Source organism: Streptomyces sp. NPDC001108 (assembly GCF_053598535.1).
Genome location: NZ_JBSFKL010000006.1, coordinates 173460 through 198789, shown reverse-complemented (window position 1 = coordinate 198789; position 25330 = coordinate 173460). Strand labels below are relative to the sequence as shown.

Genomic DNA, 25330 nt, shown 5'->3' with positions numbered 1-25330 from the left:
AGTCGCTTCGCACTCAAACGAGTTGGCGGACTTCGAGCCCGCTGCCCCGCCCCCGGCGAATCCCGGTTGCCCGGGTTCGGACCGCGCGGCCACAATTCCCGGTGTGTCCGACACGACGTCAACGGGTCCCGCCCTGCGGCCCTATCCGAAGATCTCCGCCAAGCAGCGGCTCGGCCTGTCCGGGGTCCGCGAGTGGATCGCGGTGGAGAAGGTTCACGGGGCGCATTTCGCGGTGGTCTGCGACGGGGCCGGGACCCGCCCGGCGAAGCGGCGCGAGCCCCTGGGCGACGACGCGCTGGACGGCTTCTTCGGCGTCAGCAGGATCTGGCCGGAACTGTCGGTGGCCGCGGCCCGCTTCGCCTCCGCGACGCGCGCCGCATGGGGCGGGGACGCGGTGGTGACGGTCTACGGGGAGCTCGCCGGCGGCCGCTACCCGCACCCGGACGTCCCCGCCGTCGCGGGGGTCGAACCGGTGCAGACCGGGGTCTGGTACGCGCCGACGCCGCGGTGGCTGCCGTTCGACGCCTCGGTCGAGACGGGCGGGGGGCGGTGGTGGCTCTCCGACCGGGAGCTGCGGCGGACCGCGGCCGACGCCGGGCTCGTCTGCGTACCCGTGGTCGGCCGGGGCGCGCTGAACGGACTCCAGGAGCTGCCCTGCGCCTTCCCCACCCGCGTCCCGGCCCTGTTCGGCCTTCCCGAGATGGCGGAGAACCTGGCCGAGGGGTACGTCCTCAAACCTGCGGCAGAGTGGCCGGAGGCGGGCCCGGACGGTGCCGGGGCCCGCCCGGTGGTGAAGGTGAAGCAGAAGGCGTTCGCCGAGGATGCGCGTTTCGACGGCGCCCGGCCCTATCTGGTGCCGCCACAGGGCGCGGCGGGGGTTCCCGCCTGGCTCCTGGTCCAGGCGTCGTCGCTGCTCACCCCCGCCCGGGCGGCCGCCGCGGTGAGCAAGCTCGGCCCCCGGACCTCCGTGGACGCGGTGGCGGAGGAGATCGCACGGGACGTCTCCGAGGAACTCTCCGAGGCCCTGGGCGGCGTGGAGGAGCCGCTCCTGCACGCCCTGGGGCGTGCCCTGGGACCGGGGGTGCGCGCCCTGGCCGCGTTCGACGCCGAGGACCGGTCCGCCGCCGGCCCCGGGCGGGCGTGACCGGCACATCGCGTCCCGGCACATCGCATCCCGGCGCGTGGCGCCCCGATCAGCCGCCCTCGCGGCTCCGGGAACCGGGGCGCACACGGCCTCGGCGGGGCCCCCGACGCCGTACGGGGCGGCTTCACATCCGTCCGTCGCGTCCGACCTCCGCCCCTGGGAAGTGGGTCGCTCCGGCATCGGCCCGTGCCGCTCTCACCGCACCTCCTCGGCGAACCGGTCGCGCAGTTCCCGCTTGAGGATCTTCCCGCTGGCGTTGCGCGGCAGTTCGTCCACGAAGCGGATCCGTTTCGGGGCCTTGAAGTGGGCGAGCCGCTCGCGGGCGTGGCCGATGAGTTCGTCGGCCGTCGCCTCGCCGCGCAGCACGACGACGGCGGTGACCGCCTCGATCCAGCGTTCGTCGGGCAGGCCGACGACAGCCGCCTCGGCGACCGCGGGGTGGGTGTAGAGGGCGTCCTCGACCTCCCGGGAGGCGACCAGGACGCCGCCGGAGTTGATGACGTCCTTCACCCGGTCGACGACGGTGAAGTAGCCGTCCGCGTCGCGCACCGCGAGGTCGCCGGAGTGGAACCAGCCGTCACGGAAGGCCGCCGCGGTCTCCTCGGGCTTGTCCCAGTAGCCGTCGCACAGCTGGGGCGAGCGGTAGACCACCTCGCCGGGGGTGCCGTCGGGCACCTCCCGGCCGTCCTCGCCGACGACCCGGGCCTCGACGAAGAGGACGGGGCGGCCGCAGGAGTCCATCCGGCCCTCGTGCTCGTCCGGTCCGAGGACGGTGGCGAGCGGGCCGATCTCGCTCTGCCCGAAGCAGTTGTAGAAGGCGAGCGCGGGCAGCCGTTCGCGGAGCCGCTCCAGGACCGGTACGGGCATGATCGACGCGCCGTAGTACGCCTTGCGCAGCCCGCCGAGGTCACGGGTGGTGAAGCCGGGGTGGCGGGAGATGCCGATCCAGACGGTCGGCGGGGCGAAGACGCTGTCCGCCCGCCCGGTCTCGACGAGTTCGAGGATCCGGTCCGCGTCGGGCGCGTCGAGGACGATGCTCTCCGCCCCGACGGCGAGGTACGGCATCAGGAAGACGTGCATCTGCGCGGAGTGGTAGAGCGGCAGGGCGTGCACGGGCCGGTCGGTGGCCTTGAGGTCGAGTGCGGTGATCGCGCTGACGTACTCGTGGACGAGGGCGCCGTGCGTCATCATCGCGCCCTTGGGCAGCGCGGTGGTGCCGGAGGTGTAGAGCAGCTGCACGAGGTCGCCCGCGGCCGGTCCGCGCTCCGGGGCGAAGGGGCGCGGTACGGCGGTGGCCGCCAGGAGGGAGTCGGGGGCGTCGCGCAGCGGGCGGACCGGGAAGGTGCCGGGGACCCGGCCGGTGAGGTCCGGGTCGGTGAGGACCAGTGTGCTGCCGGACTGTTCGAGGAGGTACGCGAGGTCGCCGCCGGTGAGGTTCTGGTTGACCGGTACGTGGACGAGCCCGGCGCGGGCGCAGCCGAGGAAGCCGATCAGGTAGGCGTCGGAGTTGTGCGCGTAGCAGGCGACCCGGTCGCCCGGGCGCAGTCCGTGCTCCTCGGTGAGGACGGCGGCCGCCGTACTGACCGCCGCGTCGAGTGCGGCGTAGCTCCACGACCGGTCGGCGTACCGCAGTGCGGTCCGTTCCGGTGTGCGCCGGGCGCTGCGCGCCAGGACTCCGTCGACTGTGCTGCTCCGTACACCTGTCATGGCGTGATCCTGTGCGGCCGGAACCCGCTGGTCAAGGGTTCGGGACGGTCAGGGGCTGATCGCGAGGAAGACGAAGGCGGCGAAGATCGACAGATGGACGCCGCCCTGGAGCAGGGTGGCCCGTCCCGGGACGACGGTCAGCGCGCCGACCACCACGGTGAGGACGAGCAGCACCATGTGGGTGGCGCCGAGGCCGAGGTGGAGCGGGCCGTGGAGCCAGATCGAGGCGAGGGCGATGGCCGGGATGGTCAGGCCGATGCTGGCCATCGCCGAGCCGAGGGCGAGGTTGAGGCTGGTCTGGACGCGCTCGCGGCGGGCCGCCCGTACCGCCGCGAGGGTCTCCGGCAGCAGGACCAGCAGGGCGATGACGACGCCGACCACCGCCTGCGGCATGCCGGCCGCCTCCACCCCGGACTCGATGGTCGGGGAGACGGACTTGGCGTCGCCGACGACCGCGACGAGTGCGACCAGCAGCATCACCACGCTGAGGAGTGTGGCGCCCCGGCCGGGCAGTGGTGCGTGGTTCTCGTCCGGTTTCAGCGCGCCCTCCGGGGTGAGGGGCAGGAAGTACTCGCGGTGCCGGACGGTCTGGACGGCGACGAAGAGCCCGTACAGGAAGAGCGAGGCGACGGCGGCGAAGGTCAGTTGGGCGCTGGAGAACTCGGGGCCGGGTTTGCCGATGGTGAAGGTCGGCAGGACGAGGCTCAGCGTGGCCAGGGTGGCGACGGTGGCGAGGGCGGCCCCGGATCCCTCGGCGTTGAAGACGACGACGCGGGAACGGACCGCCCCGACGAGCAGGGACAGTCCGACGATCCCGTTGCAGGTGATCATCACGGCGGCGAAGACGGTGTCGCGGGCCAGTGCGGTCGTCTTGGGGCCGCCGTCGGCCATCAGGGTGACGATGAGGGCCACTTCGATCACGGTGACGGCGACGGCCAGCACGAGCGAGCCGAACGGCTCCCCGACCCGGTGGGCGATGACCTCGGCGTGGTGCACGGCGGCCAGGACGGCACCGGCCAGGCAGAGCGCGACCACGACGACCGCGAACGTGGGCAGTTCCCGGCCCCAGCTGAACACCAGCGCGAGTGCGGCGAGAACCGGAACGGCCACCGTCCACTGGGTCGACAGTGCCCGGACCGTGGTGCGCGCGTTCATGGGCCTCACCCTGCCAGAGCCCCGGTACGGCCGCCGCCGGGCGGCGGCCGTCCGGCTCACACGGCCCGGGAGTGTCCCTCCCAGTAGGGGTCGCGCAGCCGCCGTTTGTAGAGCTTGCCGTTGGGGTCGCGGGGCAGGGTTTCGATGAAGTCGACGGTGCGGGGGCGTTTGTATCCGGCGAGCCGCTGTTCGCAGTGGAGCAGGATCGCCTCGGCGAGCTCCGGGCCGGCCCGGTGGCCCTCGGCCGGTTCGACGACGGCCTTGACCTCCTCGCCCCAGTCGGGGTGCGGGATGCCGAAGACCGCGACGTCGGCGACGGCGGGGTGGCCGAGGAGGACGCCCTCGATCTCGGCGGGGTAGATGTTGACGCCACCGGAGATGATCATGTCGATCTTGCGGTCGCGGAGGAAGAGGTAGCCGTCCTCGTCGAGGAGGCCGAGGTCGCCGACGGTGAAGAAGTCGCCGATGCGGTTCTTCCGGGTCTTGGTCTCGTCCTTGTGGTAGCTGAAGCCGCCGGTGTTCATCTTCAGGTATACGGTGCCGAGCTCGCCGGGCGGCAGCCGGTTGCCGTCGTCGTCGAAGACGGCGAGTTCGCTGATCGGCCAGGCCCGGCCGACCGTGCCCGGTTTCCTCAGCCAGTCGTCGGCGGTGGCGAAGGCGCCGCCGCCCTCGCTGGCCGCGTAGTACTCCTCGACGCACTTCCCCCACCAGTCGATCATGGCGCGTTTGACGTGGTCGGGGCAGGGCGCGGCGCCGTGGATGGCGTGCCGCATGGTGGTGACGTCGTAGCGCCGTTTCACGTCGTCGGGCAGGGCGAGCAGGCGGTGGAACTGGGTGGGGACCATGTGGGTGTGGGTGCAGCGGTGGGTGTCGATCAGCCGCAGCATCTCCTCGGGGGCCCAGCGGTCCATCAGCACCAGGGGGTGGCCGATGTGCAGGGAGGCGCCGGCGAACTGAAGCACGGCCGTGTGGTAGAGCGGCGAGCAGACCAGGTGGACGTTGTCGTCGAAGGGTTTGATGCCGAAGATGCCGAGGAAGCCGCCGAGGTGGCTCTCCTCGGGGAGGCGGCCGGAGAGCGGGCGGCGGATGCCGCGCGGGCGTCCGGTCGTGCCCGAGGTGTAGTTCATGACCCAGCCCAGGGTGCGGTCCTCCGGGGCGTCCTCGGGCTGTCCTTCGAGCAGTTCGGCGTACGGGCGGAAACCGTCGACGGTACCCACGGCGTAGCGGTGGCTCGCGGGGAGTTTCGCCTCGTCGGCGGCGTCGGTCGCGGCCCGCGCGAACCGTTCGTGGGCGATGAGGACCTTGGCCCCGGAGTCGGCGACGATCCAGGCGATCTCGGGGCCGACGAAGTGGTGGTTGACGGGGACGAGGTAGAAGCCGGCCTGGGAGGCGGCGAGGTAGGCGGTGAAGAACTCGACGCCGTTGGGCAGGACGACCGCGAACGCGTCGCCGCGTTCCAGTCCGGCCGCGCGCAGTCCGTGGACCATGCGGTTGGCGGCGGCGTGCAGCCGGCCCGCCGTCCATGCCTCGCCGTCGGGGGCGATCAGTACGGTGCGGCCGGGGTCGGCGGTGGCCTGGGCCCAGAAGCCGTTGGGGGGCGGTGTCATGAGGCGCTCCGTCCGGCGATGCGGTCGATCCGGTCCACGGCGCGCTCGAAACCGCGGGTCAGGTCGTCGAAGACGGCCCGCACACTGCGTTCGCTGTTCATCCGGCCGACGATCTGGCCGACCGGGGTGCCGAGCAGGGCCCCGGTCTCGTATTTCTGGATCCGGGAGACGGCCTCGGCCACCAGCAGCCCCTGGAGCGGCATGGGCAGCGTTCCGGGGCCCGCCGGGTCGTCCCAGGCGTCGGTCCATTCGGTACGGAGCTGGCGCGCGGGCTTGCCGGTCAGCGCGCGGGAGCGGACGGTGTCGCCGGAGCCCGCGTCGAGGAGTTTGCGGGTGAGCGCGCGGGAGTGGAGGTCGGCCTCCTCGGTGGTCAGCCAGAGGGAGCCGAGCCAGACGCCCTGGGCGCCGAGGGCGAGCCCGGCGGCGATCTGCTCCCCGCTGCCTATTCCTCCGGCGGCGAGGACGGGGAGCGGTCCGACCGCGTCGACGACCTCCGGGACCAGGACCATGGAGGCGATCTCACCGGTGTGGCCGCCCGCCTCGTACCCCTGGGCGACGACGATGTCGATGCCGGCGTCGGCGTGGCGGCGGGCGTGCTTGGCGCTTCCGGCGAGGGCGGCGACGAGGACGCCCCGGTCGTGGGCGCGCCCCACGACGTCGGCGGGCGGCGATCCGAGGGCGTTGGCGAGGAGTCTGATGGGGTAGTCGAAGGCGACGTCGAGCTGGTTGCGGGCCACCTCCTCCATCCAGCCGGTGATCCGCCAGCCGGACGCCTCGCCCTCGGGGAGTTCCGGTACGCCGTGCTTGGCGAGGGTGTCCTGGACGAACCGGCGGTGCCCTTCCGGGATCATCGCCTCGACATCGGCCTCGGTGACCCCTTCGACCTTCTTCGCGGGCATGACGACGTCGAGCCCGTACGGCTTGCCGTCGGTGTGCTCCTGCATCCAGTCGAGATCGCGCGCCAGTTCGTCGGGGGCGGTGTAGCGGACCGCGCCGAGAACGCCGAAGCCACCGGCCCGGGTGATGGCCGCGGCCACCGCCGGGAACGGCGTGAAGCCGAAGATGGCGTGCTCGACTCCCAGTTTCTTGCTCAGCTCCGTCTCCATGGGCGGCAGGATGCCGCAGCCGGGCAGTCGAGGGAAGAGATTTTCTGATGCCCAGTCAGATTCTTTCCGGCGCACGGGGCCCCCGTGACGGCAGGGGTGACAGTAACCTCTGCGTCGGCAGGAAGTTTCAGTGGCGGGCGAGATGACGAAAGTTATTTTCGCGCAGCGGAAGGGGCTCCGGATGACCGAGGACGCGGCGGGCAGAGGCATCAGCCGGCGGAGGCTGGGCGGTGGGATGCTGGCCCTGGGCGGGGCGATCGCCCTGGCACCGGTCCCGTTCGCGGAGCGGGCGTCGGCCATGGAAGCGGAGACGGGATCGTCGGCTGTGCGCACAACGGAATCCGGGGGCGCCGCACCCGGGCAGAACCGCCCGACGCTGCGGCGCGGGCCCGCCTCCCGCGCCGGGCTGCTCCAGGAGCCCCTGGACCAACTGGTGGCCGACGCCGAGAAGTTCCTCGCCGACTCCCCGAAGCATCCCTGGTACGCGGGGGCGGTACTGCTCGCCGGGCGTGGCGGAACGGTCGCCCTGCACCGGCCGATCGGCATGGCCGTGCGCTACGCCGCGTACGACGAGACCACCGACACCGGAGTGGAGTTCCCGCCCGACCAGCAGATCGCGATGGCCGAGGACACCGTCTTCGACCTGGCCTCGGTCTCCAAGCTGTTCACCTCGATCCTGGCCGTGCAGCAGATCGAGCGCGGGAAGCTGGAGCTGGAGGCGAAGGTCGCCGCGTACCTCCCCGATTTCGCGGGCGGTGGCAAGCAGGACATCACCATCCGCCATCTGCTCACCCACACCTCGGGGTTCCGCTCCTGGATCCCGCTCTACAAGGCGCCGACCCGCGAGGGGAAGCTGCGCCTGCTGTGGGACGAGGTCCCGGCCAACCCGCCCGGCACGGTCTACCTCTACTCCGACCTCAACCTGATCTCGCTCCAGCTGGTCCTGGAGAAGATCACCGGCCGCGCCCAGGACGTCCTGCTCCGCGAGGAGATCACCGCCCCGCTCGGGATGCACCGCACCCGCTACAACCCGCCGGCCGCCTGGAAGCCGAAGGTCGCCGCGACCGAGGACGCCCGCCAGCCCTGGTCCGGGCTGGACCGCGGACTGGTCTGGGGCGAGGTGCACGACGAGAACGCCCACAGCCTGGACGGGGTGGCGGGCCACGCCGGGGTCTTCTCCTGCGCCTGGGACCTGGCGATCCTCGCCCGTACGCTGCTCAACGGCGGGGTGTACGGGCGCTCCCGCATCCTCTCGGACGCCTCGGTGGACCTGCTCTTCACCGACTTCAACACGGCGTTCCCGGGCGATGCGCACGGCCTCGGCTTCGAGCTCTACCAGCACTGGTACATGGGCGCGATGGCCACTCCGCGCACCGCGGGCCACACCGGCTTCACCGGCACCAGTCTCGTCCTGGACCCGACGACCGACTCCTTCCTGATCGTCCTCGGCAACTCGGTGCACCCGGTGCGCAACTGGCGTTCCGGCAGCGCCCCGCGCGTCGCCACCGCCAACCGGATGGCCCGCGCCGTCGCGGTCCGCCCCGCGCACGGGCGCACGGCGTGGTTCTCCGGCATGGCGAGCGGCACCACCGCCACACTCACCCTGCCCGCGCTGCGGCCCGCCTCCGCGCGGGCCCGGCTGCGCTCGGCCCTGTGGTGGGACACCGAGCCCGGCTCCGACTTCCTCTTCCTGGAGGCGTCGACGGACGCCGGGGCGACCTGGCAGCCCGTGCCGTTCACCACCGTCCCGGCCCCGGGGCGGCCCCGTCCGGAGCCGGAGGCCCATCCCGCCGGTTCGGTCGCGGGCTGGTCCGGCCGGGTCTGGCACGACCTGGAGGCCGACCTCACCGCCTGGCGCGGCACGGAGCTGCGCCTGCGCTGGCGGTACGCGACCGACCAGCTGTACGTCGGCCGCGGGGTGTACGTGGACGCGGTGCGCGTCGAGGACGACGGCCGCACGCTCTTCGACGACAGCCGCTCCCGCGACGCGTCCCGGGTGGAGGCCCGGGGGTGGACGGCCTCCGCCGACTGACGGCCCGCGGGCCGGGGATCCGCGTCCGGCGGGCGGCGGATCCCCGGGCTCACGGCCCTGCCCGGGTTCCGGCCGTCAACGTCGCGAGGACCCGCCGGTACGCCTGTCGCCGTCAGACGCCGAGGGTCTCGTGGAGGGCGTCGAGACCGTCGGCGTAGATGCCGGTGAAGAGTGCGACGGCTTCGTCGTCGGTGACGCCGTCGGGGGCGAAGCGCCCGGACCACTGCACCTCGGCGGCGTCGTCCCGGCCGGGGACGGGGTGGACCCGGATGGTGGAGACGTAGCCGCTGACGGGTCGACGTCCGCGTCCGGGCCGACGCGCTGCGGCGGCTCGGCCTCCATTCCGACCAGCCCTTGTCCGGGGTCACCGGCGCCTCTCCGCCCGGCTGGTGGCATGCCGCGGCGGAACGCGGCCCCCACCGGCACCCCGGGCGGCCGCCGAGGGAGTGAGGCCGGCCGCCCGGCGGGGCACCGCGCGAGGAACTCCAGCAGGTCGGCGTTGAACCGCTCCTCGTCGCCCGGGGCCATCGCGATGCCGTGCGAGCCGCCGTCGTAGACCTTCGGGGTCGCATCGGGGATGAGCGGATCCGGCCGATGCCGTGGCGATCCGCAATCCGGGCCCGCCCCGGGCCGGGCTCCTCCGCCCGGGTACGGTCCGCCCATGACCAGGACCACGCCGGACCGGCCAGTGCCGGTGGAGACCGTCTTCCCGGAACTGGCCGCGCACCGGGGCCGGACCACCCGGCTGCACCCGAGGCCCGGGAGTCCCGGCCCCCACGACAGCCATGTGGGTGGGCCGATGCTCTGGCCGGACGACGAGCCCTGGCCGGTCTGCCGCGAGCCGCACCGGCCCGAGTCCGAGGGGTACGCGCCGGACGGTATCCGCACTGCCCGGGCCACGGGCTCCCGGCCACCGGCCCGGCCGTGGCCCGGCGCCGGAACGCCCGGGGAGGACGGGCCGGTGCCCTTCACGGGGCTCGCCCAGCTCTTCCGCCGGGACGTCCCGGGGCTGGCCGCCGGACCGGACGACGCGGACCTGGTCCAGCTCTTCCGCTGTTCCTTCGCCCATGGCCCGCACCTGGAGGTCCGCTACCGACTGCGGTGGCGGCGGGCCGCGGAGACCGGGCGCGCCGGGCGCCTCCTCACCGACCCGCCCGAAGCGCCCCTGCTGCGGTGGCCGGACGACCTTCCCGAACCGTGCGTCCTGCACCCCGAAGAGGTGGACACCTATCCGTGGGCGGAGGGCGACACCCTGCCCGCCCCGCTGCTCGCCCGTATCGACGCGTGGGACGACGCCCGGGCGGCGGAGCACGGCCCCGACGCCCTCAGTTACCAGGGTGACCTGTCGATCCCGCCCGGCTGGCGGGTCGGCGGCTTCCCCAGCTGGCCGTCGACGGGCCCGATGCCCGTCCCGTGTCCGTCCTGCGCCGCCCCGGCGCGGCTGCTGCTGACGGCCGACGGGATCGAGTGGGACGGCTCCTCGCTCAGCTGGATACCGGTCGAGGACCGCGCCCTCGTCCCGCGCGGGAACGCCCCGGTCCAGGAAGGCGCGGCGACGGCCCGGCCCACCCGGCTCCGCTTCGGCCGCGACCGCGACCTGCATGTCTTCGTCTGTCCGGCCGACCCCGGGCACCCGCCCCGGTGGGTGCTCTCCTGAGCCGTGCCCCGGCCCCGGAACCGCCCGGCGCCCTGCCGGAGAATGTCCCGATGACCTCCGCACCCCGGCACCGGACCCGCACCGAACGCCTCGCCCCCGACCGGCTGACCGCCGCCGTGCATCGTATGACGGGGGTGCGGCTGGTGGTCGAGGGCCCCTGTCCGGGAGGGCAGGTGGGAGCCGCGTACGTCCGGTGGCCCGACGGGCACCGGTCCGTGCTGAAGTGGCGGCCCGGCGCCCGGATCGACGAGCTGCGGGCGGGCCCGCTGGCGGTCTGCGCGGTGCTGCGCGAGCGGGGGTACCCCTGCCCCTCGACGGAGCTGGCGCTCCAGGTGGACGATGCGGTGGTGCTGGTCCAGGAGCTGCTGCCGGGCGCGCCGCCGGACGTACTGGACCACGACGGGCTGGACCGGGCGCTCGCTCTGAACGCCGCGCTGGCGGGGCTGCTCGCCGGGCGCACCGACGTCCCGCGGGTGCCCCTGTATCTGCGGGAGGACGGCCCCGGCTACTGCCTCCACGAGCCGCTGCGCCGACACAGCGCGCGCGGTGCGGCGCTGGAGGAGCGGATCCGGTCGGTCGGCGCCGCCCATCCCCCTGTGCTGGCCGGGGACGACGTGGTGCACCTGGACTTCCACCACGGCAACCTGCTCGCCGTGGACGGCTCCGTCACCGGCGTCGTCGACTGGGACGGCGCCGGGCGCGGGGACCACCGCTTCGATCTGGTCACCCTCCGCTTCGGCCTGCACGCCGGGGAACAGCCCCCGGGCGTCGTCCGCCGCCTCGACGAGATTCTGGACGCCCTGCCCGCGGACGTACTCCGCCCCTGCTGGGCCCACATGAGCCTGCGCATGACCGACTGGGCCGTCCGGCACTTCCCTCCGGAGCAGGTGGAACACTGGCTGGAGCTGGCCGAACAACGCCTGTGACCCGGGGCGTTCGCGCCGGGTCACGATAGGTTCCCGCGATGACCTCCGACTGGCGGGACCACCGCATAGCCAGTGCCCTGCGGGGCGAGAACCCGGCCGTCGTACGCCGCCTGGACGCGGGGTTCGCCGCGATCGGGGACGTGCAGTTCCTGCCCGGGTACTCGGTGCTTCTCGTGGACGAGCCCGGGGTGCGCCGTCTCTCGGACCTCCCGAGGGCGAAGCGGCTGGCCTTCCTCTCCGACATGGACCGGCTCGGTGAGGCCGTCGAGCGCGCCTGCCTCCGTGCCGACCCCGCGTTCCGCCGGGTCAACCTGGAGATCCTCGGCAACACCGACGGCTTTCTGCACGCCCATGTGTGGCCCCGCTACGACTGGGAGCCCGCCGACCGGGTGTCCCGGCCGGTCTAGCTCTACCCGCGTGACCGCTGGACCGACGGCCGCTACGCCCTCGGCCCCCGGCACGACGCGCTGCGGGCGGCGCTCGGCGAGGAACTGGACCGGACCGGCGCTTGCGGGAAGCGTGAGGCGTGACCGCACCGGCCACCGGGGCGGCGGCCGTCCCGACTCCGTTGCGGATTCCCGCCTTCCGGCGGTTCCTGCTCGCCAACCTCGTCTCCACCACCGGCTCCGCGATGGCCCCGCTCGCGCTGGCCTACGCGGTGATCGGGCAGGGTGGCGGGGCGGGCTCGCTCGGGACCGTCCTGGCCACGAACTCCGTACCGACCATCGTCTTCCTCCTCGCGGGCGGGGTGCTCGCGGACCGGTTCTCGCGCAGCCGGATCCTGTTCCTGGGCAATCTGCTGGCCGCGCTGGCGCAGGGGGCCCTCGCGGCGCTGGTGGCCACGGGCCATGCGACGACCGCCTCGATCGCCTCGTGCGGCTTCGTTTCGGGGGTCGCCGCGGCCTTCACCGCACCGGCCGCCGTGGGTGTGGTGGGCCAACTCGTGGCGGCCGAGCAGTTGTTGCGGGCCAACGCACTGGTCCGGCTTCCGAACAACGCCGTCAAGGTGCTGGGGCCGGTGGCCGCGGGGGTGATCGTCGCGGTGGGCGGCCCGGGGTGGGCCCTGTCGTGGGACGCGCTCAGCTTCCTGGTCGCGGCCCTGCTGCTGCTCGGGCTGCGGCTGGACGCGCCGGTCGCGGTGGCGGGAGGTGTGATCGCCGATCTGCGGGCGGGCTGGGCCGGGTTCCGGCAACGCGTCTGGCTGTGGACGTACACCGTCTCGGGCACGGTGGTGGTCGCCGCGTGGCTGGCCGGATTCCAGCTCCTGGGCCCGGTGGTCGCGGCCGAGCACTACGCGGGGGCGCGGTCCTGGGGGCTCGTCCAGGGGGCGTTCGCCTCCGGGCTGCTGGCCGGGACGGTGCTGTGTCTGCGCTGGAAGCCGGACCGGCTGCTGGCCGTCGCCGTGGTCGCGAGCGCCGGACTCTGCCTGCCGCCGACGGCGCTCGGGCTCGGGCTGCCGCTCCTCTGGGTGCTGCTCGGCGCGGTGCTCGCGGGCATCGGGCTGGATGTGGCCGTCGTCGCGTGGAACACCGCGCTCCAACAGCAGGTGCCCCGGGACGAACTGGGCCGGATGAGCGCGTTCAACGGGGTGGGCGAGCGGATCGCCATCCCCGTCGGCTACCTCGTCGTCGCCCTCTCCGCGCAGGTCTGGACCGGACGGACCGTGCTCCTGGTCTGTTCCGGTGCCATCGTGGCGGCCACGCTGCTCAACCTCTGCGTCCGGGACGTGTACCGGGTCCATCGCTTCCGGGCCGATCTGTAGGACTGGTCGTCCGTGACATCCGACGGAAGGTGGGCGGGTCCGTCGCGCCGTCGCCGTACGCAGGGCGGGAGGGGCGCCGGGCTGGTGGCCCGGCGGTGACCAGGTGGGCGAGGCGGCTGCCCGTGGTCCGCGGGCCGGGGACGAGGTCCTGTCCCCGGCGGCGAGGGGGTGCGTACCGGTCTCGCTCAGCGGTGAACGGGCCCCACTGGTCGAGCCGATGATCCCGGCCCCGGCCCGGCGGGCGCGGCGGGCGTCGTCGACCGTGTTGCGGGTGGGGCCGGTGAGGACGAGCCTTCGGCGGATGCCCACGCGTCCGGCCCGCGCACGGGCCGGCACGGTCGCGGTGGCCGGCACCGGTCCGCGGAATCCGTGCCGCTACCCGGCCCCGCCCGCCGGTGCCGGGGCCGTCGACTCGCGGACCACCAGGCGGGGGCGGATGAGCAGGGAGCGGCCCGCCGCCGGGACGGACTCGATGCGGGCGCGGAGCTGTTGGAAGGTCTCCGCCGCCATCTCCGGCAGCGGTTGGCGCACCGTGGTCAGCGGCGGCTCGAAGAGGTCGGCGAGGAGGATGTCGTCGAAGCCGACCACGGAGACGTCCTGCCCCGCGCTGCGGCCCGCGTCCTTGGCGCCCCGGCAGATCCCGATCGCGCACATGTCGTTGATCGCGACGAACGCGGTGGGCGGGCGCGGCCCGGACAGGAGCTCGCGGGCCGCGTTGCGGCCCAGCTCGGCGGCGTCCTTGTCGCCGAACTCGGTGGCGTCGGCGCCGGGCCAGACGATCGCGTCGGCCGGATCGAGGCCCGCCGACTCCAGGGCGGCCCGGAAGCCGCGCAGCCGTTCACGGCGGTTGACGCTGTTGACGGAGCCGGAGACGAACGCCAGGCGCCGGTGCCCCAGTTCGATCAGATGGCGGGTGGCGAGCTCGGCACCCATCGCGTTGTCGACGCTGATCGAGGCGAGTGACGGCGGGTCGCCCGCCTGCGCGGTGCGGTCGAAGGCGACCATCTTCAGCCCCCGGCTGAGCAGGGGCGTCACATGGTCGATGGAGGGCAGCGAGGAGCACAGCACCACCCCGCTGACCCCGTCCGCGAGCAGTTCCTCGCCGTACTTCAGCTCGCGGGCCGGATCGCGCTCGCTGTTGCAGAGCAGGACGTGGTACCCCTCGGCGAGCGCGATGGCCTCCAGCTCGCGGGCGAGGGCGCCCCAGAACGGGTTGGCGACCGAGGGCACGATGAGGCCGATGACCTTGATGCGGCCGGTGCGCAGCATCCGGGCGGCGCGGTTGGGCCGGTAGCCGAGCTGCTCGATCACCTGCTCCACCCTGGCCAGCGTGGCCGCCTGCATCCGGTCCGTACGCCCGTTGAGGACGTTGGAGACCGTGCTCGCGGACACCCCCGCCGCTTGCGCGACCTGATGGATCGTTACCCCGCTCATGCCACCTCCGGTTCGACTACGCACGACCCTATCAGTGTATCGATTTACTGGACATGGTTTACCGCTACACCCGTTAACGCTCCAGAAAATTCATGGACACAAGCTGTTGACGCCCCTCTCACCACCTTCTTAGCATCACTGCATCGATTTACCAGCACTTCCCAGCCATGGCCGGGACTCCTTGCTGGATCGATCCACAGCCTCCACCTCAAGAGGGGTGTCCCATGCAACTCAATCGACGGTCGCTGCTCGCCGCCATCGGCGCCGGAACGGCCGCCGCCGCGCTCGGCGGCTGCGGGACCGGCACTTCGCCGGCCGGCTCCGCCGAAGGCCCCGCCGAGGGTGAGATCACTCTGCTCACCCCGATCTACGAGGGCGCCGACGGCAAGAAGCTGCTGGAGCAGGAGATCCTCGGCGGCTTCCGGAAGAAGTACCCGGACGTCAAGGTGAACGTGGACTACACCACGTACCAGCAGCTCAACGAGAAGATCACCACCGGCCTGGCGGGCGGTCTGCTGCCCGACGTGCTGATGATGGGCGTGGGCTGGATCCCCCCGTTCGCGGCGAAGAAGGCGATCGCCGAGCTGCCGGAGGAGTTCGCCTCCGCGCACGACTACGAGGAGCGGGTGCTGGAGCCCTCCCGGTACGGCGGCAAGCTGTACGCGCTGCCGGTCGTCCTCGACACCCGCATCGTCGTCTACCGCAAGGACCACTTCGCCGAGGCCGGGATCAGGAAGACCCCGGCCAACTGGGCCGAACTGCGCGCCGTGGCCAAGCGGCTGACCCACGGCGGACGGATCGGCTTCGACCCGTTCTCCATCGACCTGCGCCAGTGCTGGGAGACGTTCCTCTTCGCCAACGGCGGGCAGCTGTTCAGCGAGGACGGCAAGAAGGTGATGTTCACCGACGCGCGCGGGGTCGAGGCGCTCCAGTTCTTCAAGGACCTCGTCGCGGACGGCTCCGCCGACTACGGGAAGAAGACCGAACTCGGCGCCCCGTCCAACGTCCAGACCGGCAGGGCGTCGATGATGATGACGACGAGCGCGCTGTGGAAGCAGGTCGGGGACCAGGCCCCGGACCTGCTGAAGGAGGACAGGCTCGGTGCGTTCGTCCTCGCCAACCGCAGGCCCGCGATGCTCCAGGGCGGCACGCTCGTCAGCCAGTCCGCCGGTTCGAGGCACCCCGCGGCGGCCCGCGCGCTCGTCGAGTACCTGGCCGCCCCCGAGTCGATCCTCGGTGCCGCCAGGCAGCGCGGTTCGGTGCCCGGTCTGAAGGACCTCAGCGACACCTCGTACGTGAAGGAGAACAAGTTCGTCGACCTCTCCCTGCGGAGCATGGGCGACGCGTGCTCCGAGGGCGGCACCCCCGCGTGGATGGAGATCCGCGAGAAGATCAAGCCGACGCTGGAACCCGCGATCGTGGGGAAGCAGTCCGCGAAGGACGCCATCGCGGAACTCGGCCGGCTCGCCGAGGCCGCCATCGGCCGGATGTAGGGACCCGTCACCGTGGGAACGACATCCGTACTCAAGGCGCGTCCCGCGCCGCCCGCCTCCCCGGACGCACACCCGGCCGCGCGGCGTCCGCGCTCCCGCCGGTCCCCCACCGGGCCGGGACGCCGCAGGCAGCGCGCCGGCATGCTGATGGTGGCGCCCGCGCTGCTGCACGCCTCGCTCTGGATCGGCCTGCCGGTCGTCGCGTCGGTGGTCCTGGCCTTCACGAAGTACGACGTGCTGACGGCGCCGCAGTTCGTGGGTCTGGACAATTTCCGCGAGATGCTGGGCGACGCGGTCTTCCGCAAGTCCGTCGTCAACACCGTCGTGTACACCTTCTTCACCGTGCCGTTCGGCATGCTGCTGGGGCTGCTCGTCGCCCTGGCGCTGCACACCGGCCTGAGGGCGCGGGGGATCTTCCGCACCGCGGTCTTCCTGCCGCAGGTGACCGCGACCGTGGCGATCGCGCTGGTCTGGCTCTGGATCTACAACCCGGGCAACGGGCTGCTGAACACCCTGCTGTCGTTCCTCGGGATCGACGGCCCGGCCTGGCTCTCCTCGACCACCTGGGCGATGCCGTCGGTGATCCTGGTCGGCGTCTGGCAGGGCATCGGCATGAAGATGCTCATCTATCTGGCCGCGTTGCAGTCCCTGCCGAAGGAGCTGTACGAGGCGGCCTCGGTGGACGGCGCGTCCCGGGTCCGGCAGTTCTTCTCGATCACCCTGCCGCTGCTGAAGCCCGCGACCTTCTTCGTGCTGATCACATCGATGATCAGCGCCTTCCAGTCCTTCGACCAGATCTACATCCTGACCGACGGCGGCCCCGCCAACAGCACCACGATGATGACGTACGAGATCTACAAGTCCGCCTTCCGGGAGTTCCGCGTCGGGTACGCCTGCGCGCAGTCCCTGGTGCTGTTCGTCCTGCTGATGGGCTTCACCCTGGTCAACCGGCGGATCATGGGAGGCACCCGTGGCCACAACTGAGCCCTGCGCGCCGGCCGCTCCGCCCGCGCCCCGGCGGGCGAGGAAGCGCAAGCCGGTCCCGGCCGGCCGGATCGCGCTCTACACGACCCTGGTTGTCGTCTCGCTGCTGATGGTGGTGCCGTTCGTCTGGATGGTGCTCACCTCGCTCAAGACCCCGGTGGAGATCGCCTCCCAGGACGCCGGACTGCTGCCGGAGCACTGGGAGTTCGGGAACTACGTCGACGCGCTGAAGGCGGCGCCGTTCGCGACGTACGCCCGCAACAGTCTGATCATCGCGGTCAGTCACACCACCATCAACGTGGTCGTGGCGTCGATGGCAGGGTACGCGCTGGCGCGGATCAGGTTCCGCGGCAGCGAGGTCATCTTCTACCTCTTCATCGCCGCGCTGATGATCCCCACGTACACCAAGGTGCTGCCGGAGTTCCTGATCGTCCGCTTCATGCCGCTGGCCGGGGGGAACGACATCCTCGGCCAGGGCGGCAGCGGCTGGCTGGACTCCTGGTGGGCGCTGATCGTGCCCGGGGCGGTCACCCCGTTCGCGGTCTTCCTCTTCCGCCAGTTCTACCTGGACCTCCCGGTGGAGCTGGAGGAGGCGGCCCGGCTCGACGGGCTGGGCGAGTTCCGGATCTACGCCCGGATCATGACCCCGCAGGTCAAGCCCGCGCTGACCACCGTGGCGCTGCTGACCTTCGAGTCGTCGTGGAACAACTTCCTGTGGCCGCTGCTGGTGACCCGCACGGACAGTCTGCGGGTGATCCAGGTGGGGCTCTCCGTCTTCAAGACGGAGAACGGGCCCCAGTGGCACTTCCTGATGGCCGGCACCACGCTGGCCACCCTTCCCATGGTCGTTCTCTTCCTGATCGGCCAGCGCTACTTCGTCCAGGGCTTCGCGACCGCCGGTCTCAAATGACCCCGCCCGCCCCGGATTTCCCCCTCCTCGAAAGGTACGTGCTCCATGTCTGCTGATCTCCACGGTTCCCGCGCGCTGGTGACGGGGGCGGGCCACGGCATCGGCCGGGCCATCGCCGTCGCGCTCGCCGAGGCCGGTGCCGACGTCGCCGTCCACTACCACTCCTCCGCCGACGAGGCCGCCCGGACGGTCTCGCAGATCGAGGCGCTGGGCCGCCGGGCGAAGGCGCTGCGGGCCGATGTGACGGTGACGGAGGAGGTGGACCGGCTCGTCGAGGAGGCGACCGGCTTCCTCGGCGGCCTGGACGTCCTGGTCTGCAACGCCGGCCATCTGATCGGCCGGGCCACCGTCGCCGAGATGACCGACGACCACTTCGACCGGGTCCTCTCCACCAACCTGACCTCCGCCTTCCGCACCGTGCGCGCCGCCCTGCCCCATCTCGAGGAGTCGGCGGCCGGACGCGTCATCACCATGTCCTCGCTGGCCGCGCACAACGGCGGCGGCCCCGGTTCGGTGGCGTACGCGGCGGCCAAGGCCGGTGTCCTCGGCTTCACCAAGGGCCTGGCCAAGGAGCTGGGCGGCACCGGCATCACCGTCAACGCCGTGGCCCCCGGCTTCATCAAGGGCACCGCCTTCCACGACACCTTCACCGCCCCCGAGGCCCAGCGCGCGATCGAGGCGGGCATCCCGGTCGGCCGGGCCGGCACCCCGCGGGACGTGGCGGCCGCGGTGGTCCACCTGGCCTCGCCCGCCTCCGGCTTCCTCACCGCCATGACGGTGGACATCGACGGTGGCGTGTGGCCGCGGTGAGGCGCGTTCCCCGGGAGCGGGGCGGCTGGTGGCACGCGTACGTCTGCCCGGCGCACGGCGTGGAGCTCGATCACGGTGATCTGCTCGGCGGGGTGTTCCCCGAGGGCGGCGCACGGTGCGCGTACGGCTGCCGGGTGGACGACGAGGCGGTGCGCGGCGCCTGGCTGGTGCTGTCCCACCAGGCGTGGGCGCGGCACGTGCGGGTGCTGGCGCACCGGGGCGAGCGCGCGGAGGCGGTGGCCCGGCTGGTGGAGTACGCGGGGCTGTACGCGGAGCTGGCCACCGGGCGGCACGGCGAGGCGCAGGACTGGATGCTGCGCGGCCGTCTCTTCCACCAGGCGCTGACCGACGCCATCTGGGCGGTGAACATCGGCCACGCCGTGATCACGCTCGCCGAGGACTCCACCGAGGGTCTGGCCGGTGTGCTGCCCCTGCTGGACGCGCTGGAGCGGGCCGCGCTGGACGCCCGGTCCGTCCTCACCGGCCAGGATCTTCTCGCGTCGAACTACACCGCGTGGCTGAACGCCGCGGGTGCGGCGGCGGGCCGGGGCGCGGCGGCGGTACGCGGCCGGGCGTGGGACGGGGCCGGGCGGTGGCTGGAGGGCGAGCACGGGCTGTACGCGCATCTGCGGGTCGCGGTCGCCAAGGACGGCTGGGAGTGGGAGGGCAGCACCTACTACCACGGGTTCGTGCTGCGGGCCGCGCTGCTGGCGCTGCGCGGCGCCGACCCCGCCGCCCTGCCCCCGGACGTGGTGGACGTGCTGGCGGGGATGACGGACGCGCTGGCGGCGATCGCCACGCCGGGCGGCATCCTCCCGGCGCTGCACGACGGCCCGTACCGGCGCGCCCCGCTCGCCCTGGAGTGGCTCGAACTGGTGGCGCTGGCACAGCAGTTGGTTCCCTCCCCCGCCCTGGAGGCGGTGGCCGGGCGGGCCCGTGCCGAACTGGGCGGGGCCGACGACGGGCTCGACCGGGAGCTGGACGGCTGGTTCGCCGGTCCCCCGCTGCCGAACCGGCCGGCACCCGGCGCGGTGACGGTGTTCCCGGACACCGGGTACGCGGTGCTGCGCCACGCGGGGGTCCACGCGCTGCTGGACTTCGGTCCGCACGGCGGCTCGCACGGCCACCGCGACAAGCTGTCGTTGTATCTCTACGGCGACTCCACCGCGTGGCAGCCCGATCCGGGCCAGGTGCCGTACGCGCACGCCGGTTTCCGTGGGCTGTACGCGTCGACCCGGGCCCATCCGGCCTTCCGGGTGGACGACGGGGAGCAGGCGGAGTGCGCCGGGCGGCTGCTCGGCTCGGACGCCACCTCGGTCACCGCCGAGGTGACGGAGGCGTACGAGGGGGTGCGCGCGGTGCGGCGGGTGGTGCTCGGTGACGGGCACCTGGTCGATCTGCTGACGGTGGAGGCCGGGCCGGAGCGGTCCCCGGTCGCGCAACTGCGCCCCGGGGTGGCGCTGGACGTCCAGGTCCGGCCCTCGGGCGAGCTGCACACCACCTGGTACGGCGACGAGGTCCTGCACGGCCGGCACACCCACTCCCCGGGCACGACGGTGCGCCCGGTCTCCCGGCCGGGCCCCGGCCCGGCGGACGATCCGCAGCGGGTGCGCACCCATGTCGACCTCACGGCGCGGGCGGAGCGGGTCACGTTCGCCTCCGTGTACCAGGCGGCGTCGGCGGCTCCCGCGGTGACCGGCGTGGAGCTGGACGACGCCGGGGTGCTGACGGTCTCGCTGGCCGACGGGCGAAGCGCCGCGTACCGGACGGAGGGCTGACCCGTGCTGCTCTCGGCGACCCCGCCACCCGGACCGCGCCCCGCGCAGCGGGCCCGGCTGTACGCGGAGGCCGTGCGCCATCGCGGGCTGACCCCGCCGCGCGCCCACCCGCTCGCCAGCATCACCTGGCTGGGCCCCGCCGCGTCCAACCCCGCGCTGGCCCACCGGGTGGGCGGCGATCCGGCCCATCTGGCGGAGAGCGCGCGGTGGATCGAGGCGGCCGCGCGGCTGCCGCACTGGGGCCGGGCCCACATGCCCGACCACGACCTGGACGCCGGCTGGCTGCTGCACCACCTCTCGCTCGCCCTGCGGTGGGTCGGTGACGAACTCCCGGAGGAGACGCGGGCGCTGCTGCGGTACAAGCTGCTGCTCCAGGGGCGGCGGATGTACGAGTTCGCGGTGGCGAGCGAGGGCGGCTGGTGGTCGTCGTCGTACTGGCAGAACCACAACTGGATCTGCCACGCGGGCCTGGCGACGGCGGGTTACGTCCTCGGCAAGGAGGAGTGGACGGAGCGCGCCCGGGACAATCTCGGCACGGTCCTCGATCTGCTGCCGGACGACGGCTCGCACGCCGAGGGGGTCGTCTACTGGCGCTACGGGGTGCCGTTCCTCGCCGCCCACCTGGACCTCCTCCAGGAGGCGGAGGGGATCGACTGGTGGGAACGGGGCGGGTTCCTCCCCCGTACCTTCCGCTACCGGATGCACCAGCTGGCCCCCGGGTTCGCGTTCAACGTCGACCACGGCGACTGCCACGACCGGCGCAGCGGGCACAGTGCCGGGCTGTACTACCGGCTCGCGGCGCGGTACGGGATCCCCGAGGCGCAGTGGCTGGGCGATCTCGTCTCGGACGAACTGCTGTGGCAGGAGGCGGAGCACAGCGGGGTACGGCCGGGCATCCTGCCGGAGGCGTACCTCGAATACCTCTGGTACGACCCGTCCGTTCCCGCCGAACGGCCCACCGAGAAACGGGCGTTCTTCCCGGACCTGGGGCTGCTCGCCGCCCGCACCGGCTGGGAGGACGACGCCACGCTCGTCTCGTTCAAGGCGAGCCCCGGCGGCGGCCACAAGGCGTGGGAGGCGTCCGCGCAGCACCGGGCGGAGCGGGGCTGGGACACCCTGAACCAGGGGCACCACCACCCCGATTCGGGCTCGTTCGTACTGGTCTCGCAGGGCGCCTTCCTCGCGGTCGACGAGGGCTACAGCAACCGCAAGCGGGCCGCGCACCACAACCTGCTGCTGGTGGACGGGCAGGGGTACGCGGACGAGGACCGGTACCACGTGTACCGGGACATCCCCCACGACCGGCAGGCCCGCCAGCGCGACGTGCTCCTCGCGCCCGACTGCGGCTGGGCGCATGCCACGGCGGAGATCGCCGCGATGTACGACCCCGCGCTCGGGGTGCGGCGGCTGGACCGGACGCTGGTGTTCACCCCGGCGGGGCGGCTGGTGCTGCTGGACCTCGCCGAGGCCGAGGCGGAGCGGGAGTGGACGTTCCTGCTCCAGACCGACCGGCCGACCGAGCCGCTGCCCGGTGGTGACCGGCTGATCCGGTCCGGGACGGCCCGCGCGCTGGTGCGCGGGTTCGCGCCCCTGGACGCCCGGGTCGTCGCGGAGACCACCGAGGTCGAGGCCAATCCGACATCCAGCACACCGGACCTGCGGCTCACCCGCACCCTGCACACCCTGCGGACGACGACCGGCCCTTCGGCCGGGGCGGCCTTCCTCACCGCGATCGTCCCGGGCGCGGAGCCGGGCCCGGCCGGGCGGGTGGAGTGCGAGCGGGGGTGGGGCGTCTCCTTCGGTGCGGAGACCGTGCTGCTCTCCCCCGTCGACCGTCGCATCCGTACCGCCGGGACGTCGGCCGACGCGGCGGCGGTGCTGCTGGGCGGCGACGACCCGGCCCCCTACGTGGTGGCGGCCACCCGGCTGGAGCGGGACGGCCGGGTGCTGCTCGACGTCCCGGAGCCGTACACGGGAAGGGTGGGCTGACCATGGGCGCGCGTTCCTCGTCCACCTGGCCGACGCTGCTGCGGCGGCTGGAGTTCGTGGCGTACCCGGCGGCGGCCGGAGCCGCGTTCACCGTGCTGTCGCTCGGGATCGTGACCTGGCTGCCCGCGCTCGCCGCGCTGGCGCACGCGCTCCAGCGGTGGCGGGAGGAGGGGGACGGCCGGTGCTTCACCGGGACGTTCACGGCCTTTCCCCGCTACTGGCGGGCGCTGTGGCGGCACTCCCTCGCGTCCACCGCGGCCGGTGGCGTGCTGGCCGTCAACGTCGTCCATCTGCTGGGCCGTCCGGAGCCGTGGACCTTCGTGCTGCTCGCCGCGCAGGTGGGCGTCGCGGCCGCGCTCACCGTCCACCATGTGGCGCTGGCGGCCGAGGCGGGCCGGTTCCCGCACGGGTCGGTGCGGGCCTGGTCGCGCGGTGCGCTGGCACTCGGCTTCGGCTCGGCGGCCCGTGGCACCGCACTGCTCGGCGCGGTGGTGTCCGCCGTACTGCTCTCCCTCGTCGTGCCGCTGGGTCCCCTGCTTCTCGGTCCCAGCGTTCCCGTACTGCTCGCCCTGTCCTTCGCCGATCCCAGGAGGTACACCCCATGAGCCGTGTTCTGCGTTCCGCCCTCGTCGCCGCGCTCGCCGCCGGCGCCCCGCTCGTCCTGCCCCCGCCGTCGGTGGCCGCCGAGGCCGCCACCGCGTACTACGTGTCGCCGTCCGGCAGCGACGCCAACTCCGGTACGGAGCGGGGCGCCCCGCTCGCCACGATCCAGAAGGCGGTCGACCTCGCGCCCACCGGCGCGGTGGTCAACCTCGCCGCCGGGACCTACCGGCAGGACGTCGTCACCAGGCGCGCCGGGGTGACCATCACCGGCCCGTCGGACGCCGTGGTGAAGGGGGCGGGCGAGGCCCGGATCATCCAGGTCCAGCACGATTCGACGACGCTCGACGGCTTCACCGTGGACGGGCTGCACGGCTCGTCGGCCGAGGTGTCGGGGTACCGCCTCAAGCTCATCTATGTCATGAGCACGACTCCCGGGAACGGGGTGGGCGGGCTGCGGATCACCGGGATGACGCTGAAGAACGCCGCCGACGAGTGTCTGCGGGTGCGCTATCTGGTGACCGGCGCCGACATCTCCGGCAACACCATCACCCACTGCGGCGTCAACGACTTCGTGTTCGGCGGCGGAGGGAAGAACGGCGAGGGCATCTACCTCGGCACCGCCCCCGAACAGCAGGGGGCCAACGGCGCCCCGGACGCCGCCCCCGACATCAGCAGGAACAACCGCATCCACCACAACACCATCGCCACGTACGGCAACGAGTGCGTCGACATCAAGGAGAACTCGACCCACAACTACGTCGAGTACAACGACTGCGGCGCCCAGAAGGATCCCAGCTCCGGCGGACTGGACGCGCGCGGCAGCGGCAACATCCTCCGTTACAACACCGTCCACGACAACGTCGGCGCGGGTATCCGCCTCGGCGGCGACACCGCCACCGACGGCACCGGCACCAGCGTCTACGGCAACACCATCACCGGCAACGCGGGCGGCGGCATCAAGTTCATGCGCACCCCGCAGGGCCCGGTCTGCACCAACACGATGAGCGGCAACACCGGCGGCGACGCCGTCGGCACCTACGGCGGCGCGTACGACCCGACGGGTGCGTGCCCCGCGTGAGCGGCCGGGCACCCGCCAGGCGCGGGGTACTGACGGCGGCGGCCGGCGGGCTGGCCGCGGTCGCTGTCACGGCACCGGCGGCACGGGCGGCCGGTCCCTCGGGAGGTCCGGGCCCGTCCCGCTGGACGGTCTCCTGGGCCACCGCGCAGACCGCGCCCACCCCCGCCGACCCGATGGCGACGGCTGGGCTGACCGACGCCCTGTGCACCACCCACGTACGGCTGTCGGCGGGCGGCCGGGTCCGGCTGCGCTACGCCCACCCCTTCGGCACCGCACCGGTCCTCGTCGGCCCGGTGACGGCGGGCGGGCGTCCGGTCTCCTTCGGCGGGCGGCGGCAGGCGTGGCTCGCCGCGGGCGCCTCGCTGACCAGCGACCCGGTCGCCGGGCTGCGGGCCGCCCGGGGGGCGCGGCTGACCGTGGAGACCCGGCTCCCCGGGCCCACCGGCCCGCTCTCCTTCCACCGCAACACCCATGCCTCGCACTCCGTCGACGGCACCCGCACCACCTCGGTGTTCCTGCTCACCGGCGTCGAGGTGACGGGCGCTCACGGGCCGGCGGTCGCGGTGCTCGGCGACTCCATCACGGAGGGCGTCGGCACGCCGGACGACGCCGATCTACGCTGGCCCGACCAGCTCGCCGGACGGCTGCCCGGATCGGCCGTCGCCAACCTCGGCATCAGCGGCAACCGGCTGCTGCTGGACGACGCCCGGTTCGGGCCGGGCGGCCAGGCCCGCTTCGACCGCGACGTGCTGGCTCTGCCCGGACTGCGCACCGTCCTCGTCCAACTCGGCGTCAACGACCTCCAGCAGCCGCCGCACCAGACCGACCCGGCGCTCGTCCTGGCCGGCTACCGGCAGCTGGTGCTGCGGGCCCACGGCGCAGGGCTGCGGGTGGTCGGCGCGACCATCACCCCGTTCGAGGGCTGGACCCGCTGGACCCGGGAGCTGGAGGCGGTACGGCAGCACGTCAACGCGGCGGTGCGTACCGGCCGGGTCTTCGACGCGGTCGCCGACTTCGACGCGGCACTGCGCGACCCGGACCACCCGTCCCGGCTCCGGCCCGCGTACGACAGCGGCGACGGACTCCACCCCGACCCCTCCGGTCACGCCGCGCTGGCCGCGGCCGTGGACCGCCGACACCTTCTGTGAGGGCCGC

The 25330-nt window shown here is 73.3% G+C and carries 20 protein-coding genes and 1 pseudogene; 15 read left to right on the top strand and 6 right to left on the bottom strand.

Annotated features, from left to right (window positions below; translation table 11 throughout):
• The first annotated feature begins 103 nt into the window (after positions 1-103).
• Complete coding sequence (locus ACWC97_RS16300; RefSeq protein ID WP_450649866.1) at positions 104-1144, top strand: RNA ligase family protein; 1041 nt, start codon at positions 104-106, stop codon at positions 1142-1144.
• A 195-nt stretch (positions 1145-1339) separates the two neighbouring features.
• On the opposite strand, the gene ACWC97_RS16295 is transcribed toward ACWC97_RS16300, so the two are convergent.
• Genes ACWC97_RS16295 through ACWC97_RS16280 form a run of 4 tightly spaced genes read right to left on the bottom strand, consistent with a single transcriptional unit; the run spans position 1340 to position 6719 of the window.
• Complete coding sequence (locus tag ACWC97_RS16295) at positions 1340-2851, bottom strand: acyl-CoA synthetase (protein ID WP_352278804.1); 1512 nt, start codon at positions 2849-2851, stop codon at positions 1340-1342.
• 48 nt (positions 2852-2899) lie between these two features.
• Positions 2900-4006, bottom strand: a complete 1107-nt coding sequence (locus ACWC97_RS16290) for a calcium:proton antiporter (protein ID WP_352278806.1) — start codon at positions 4004-4006, stop codon at positions 2900-2902.
• A 56-nt stretch (positions 4007-4062) separates the two neighbouring features.
• Positions 4063-5613 carry an acyl-CoA synthetase gene (locus ACWC97_RS16285; protein ID WP_450649863.1) on the bottom strand — a complete coding sequence of 517 codons (1551 nt, stop codon included), beginning with the start codon at positions 5611-5613 and terminating at the stop codon, positions 4063-4065.
• Positions 5610-6719: an NAD(P)H-dependent flavin oxidoreductase gene (locus ACWC97_RS16280; protein ID WP_352278809.1), complete on the bottom strand. Its 1110-nt coding sequence runs from the start codon at positions 6717-6719 to the stop codon at positions 5610-5612. Before ACWC97_RS16280 ends, ACWC97_RS16285 begins: the two co-directional genes overlap by 4 nt.
• A 181-nt stretch (positions 6720-6900) precedes the next feature.
• On the opposite strand from ACWC97_RS16280, the gene ACWC97_RS16275 reads away from it, so the two are divergent.
• Positions 6901-8751 (top strand): serine hydrolase, encoded by a 1851-nt coding sequence (locus ACWC97_RS16275; RefSeq protein ID WP_450649861.1) that lies wholly within the window; start codon positions 6901-6903, stop codon positions 8749-8751.
• 112 nt (positions 8752-8863) lie between these two features.
• On the opposite strand, the gene ACWC97_RS16270 is transcribed toward ACWC97_RS16275, so the two are convergent.
• A complete protein-coding gene (locus tag ACWC97_RS16270) occupies positions 8864-9022 on the bottom strand; it encodes a hypothetical protein (protein WP_450650087.1) in 159 nt (52 codons plus the stop codon).
• Positions 9023-9412: 390 nt separating this feature from the next.
• Here ACWC97_RS16270 and ACWC97_RS16265 point away from each other — a divergent pair, with 390 nt between their 5' ends.
• From ACWC97_RS16265 to ACWC97_RS16250, 4 genes and pseudogenes are all read left to right on the top strand, one after another.
• On the top strand, positions 9413-10408 hold the full coding sequence (locus ACWC97_RS16265) for a hypothetical protein (RefSeq protein ID WP_450649859.1): 996 nt from the start codon (positions 9413-9415) through the stop codon (positions 10406-10408).
• Positions 10409-10458: 50 nt separating this feature from the next.
• Positions 10459-11334 carry a phosphotransferase gene (locus tag ACWC97_RS16260; protein WP_450649858.1) on the top strand — a complete coding sequence of 292 codons (876 nt, stop codon included), beginning with the start codon at positions 10459-10461 and terminating at the stop codon, positions 11332-11334.
• A 38-nt stretch (positions 11335-11372) separates the two neighbouring features.
• Positions 11373-11864, top strand: a pseudogene (locus tag ACWC97_RS16255) (HIT family protein).
• Positions 11861-13096, top strand: coding sequence for an MFS transporter (locus ACWC97_RS16250; protein WP_450649856.1), 1236 nt, complete (start codon positions 11861-11863; stop codon positions 13094-13096). Before ACWC97_RS16255 ends, ACWC97_RS16250 begins: the two are co-directional and overlap by 4 nt.
• 375 nt (positions 13097-13471) lie before the next feature.
• On the opposite strand, the gene ACWC97_RS16245 is transcribed toward ACWC97_RS16250, so the two are convergent.
• Positions 13472-14530 carry a LacI family DNA-binding transcriptional regulator gene (locus ACWC97_RS16245; RefSeq protein WP_352278822.1) on the bottom strand — a complete coding sequence of 353 codons (1059 nt, stop codon included), beginning with the start codon at positions 14528-14530 and terminating at the stop codon, positions 13472-13474.
• A gap of 224 nt (positions 14531-14754) precedes the next feature.
• On the opposite strand from ACWC97_RS16245, the gene ACWC97_RS16240 reads away from it, so the two are divergent.
• From ACWC97_RS16240 to ACWC97_RS16200, 9 genes are read left to right on the top strand one after another with little or no spacing between them, the layout of a single operon-like run.
• Positions 14755-16023: an ABC transporter substrate-binding protein gene (locus tag ACWC97_RS16240; RefSeq protein WP_352278823.1), complete on the top strand. Its 1269-nt coding sequence runs from the start codon at positions 14755-14757 to the stop codon at positions 16021-16023.
• A gap of 12 nt (positions 16024-16035) precedes the next feature.
• On the top strand, positions 16036-17007 hold the full coding sequence (locus ACWC97_RS16235) for a carbohydrate ABC transporter permease (protein WP_352278824.1): 972 nt from the start codon (positions 16036-16038) through the stop codon (positions 17005-17007).
• Complete coding sequence (locus tag ACWC97_RS16230; RefSeq protein ID WP_352278826.1) at positions 16994-17917, top strand: carbohydrate ABC transporter permease; 924 nt, start codon at positions 16994-16996, stop codon at positions 17915-17917. The genes ACWC97_RS16235 and ACWC97_RS16230 overlap by 14 nt, the downstream gene beginning before the upstream one ends.
• A 45-nt stretch (positions 17918-17962) precedes the next feature.
• Positions 17963-18727: an SDR family NAD(P)-dependent oxidoreductase gene (locus ACWC97_RS16225; protein WP_450649853.1), complete on the top strand. Its 765-nt coding sequence runs from the start codon at positions 17963-17965 to the stop codon at positions 18725-18727.
• Positions 18724-20505 carry a heparinase II/III domain-containing protein gene (locus ACWC97_RS16220; protein WP_450649852.1) on the top strand — a complete coding sequence of 594 codons (1782 nt, stop codon included), beginning with the start codon at positions 18724-18726 and terminating at the stop codon, positions 20503-20505. Before ACWC97_RS16225 ends, ACWC97_RS16220 begins: the two co-directional genes overlap by 4 nt.
• Before the next feature lie 3 nt (positions 20506-20508).
• Positions 20509-22494 carry a hypothetical protein gene (locus tag ACWC97_RS16215; RefSeq protein WP_450649850.1) on the top strand — a complete coding sequence of 662 codons (1986 nt, stop codon included), beginning with the start codon at positions 20509-20511 and terminating at the stop codon, positions 22492-22494.
• Positions 22495-22496: 2 nt separating this feature from the next.
• The gene (locus ACWC97_RS16210) at positions 22497-23099 is read left to right on the top strand and encodes a DUF624 domain-containing protein (protein WP_450649848.1); all 603 of its coding nucleotides are present in this window, start codon (positions 22497-22499) and stop codon (positions 23097-23099) included.
• Positions 23096-24175, top strand: coding sequence for a right-handed parallel beta-helix repeat-containing protein (locus ACWC97_RS16205; protein WP_352278833.1), 1080 nt, complete (start codon positions 23096-23098; stop codon positions 24173-24175). Before ACWC97_RS16210 ends, ACWC97_RS16205 begins: the two co-directional genes overlap by 4 nt.
• A complete protein-coding gene (locus ACWC97_RS16200) occupies positions 24172-25323 on the top strand; it encodes an SGNH/GDSL hydrolase family protein (protein WP_352278834.1) in 1152 nt (383 codons plus the stop codon). The genes ACWC97_RS16205 and ACWC97_RS16200 overlap by 4 nt, the downstream gene beginning before the upstream one ends.
• The last annotated feature ends 7 nt before the right edge of the window (positions 25324-25330 follow it).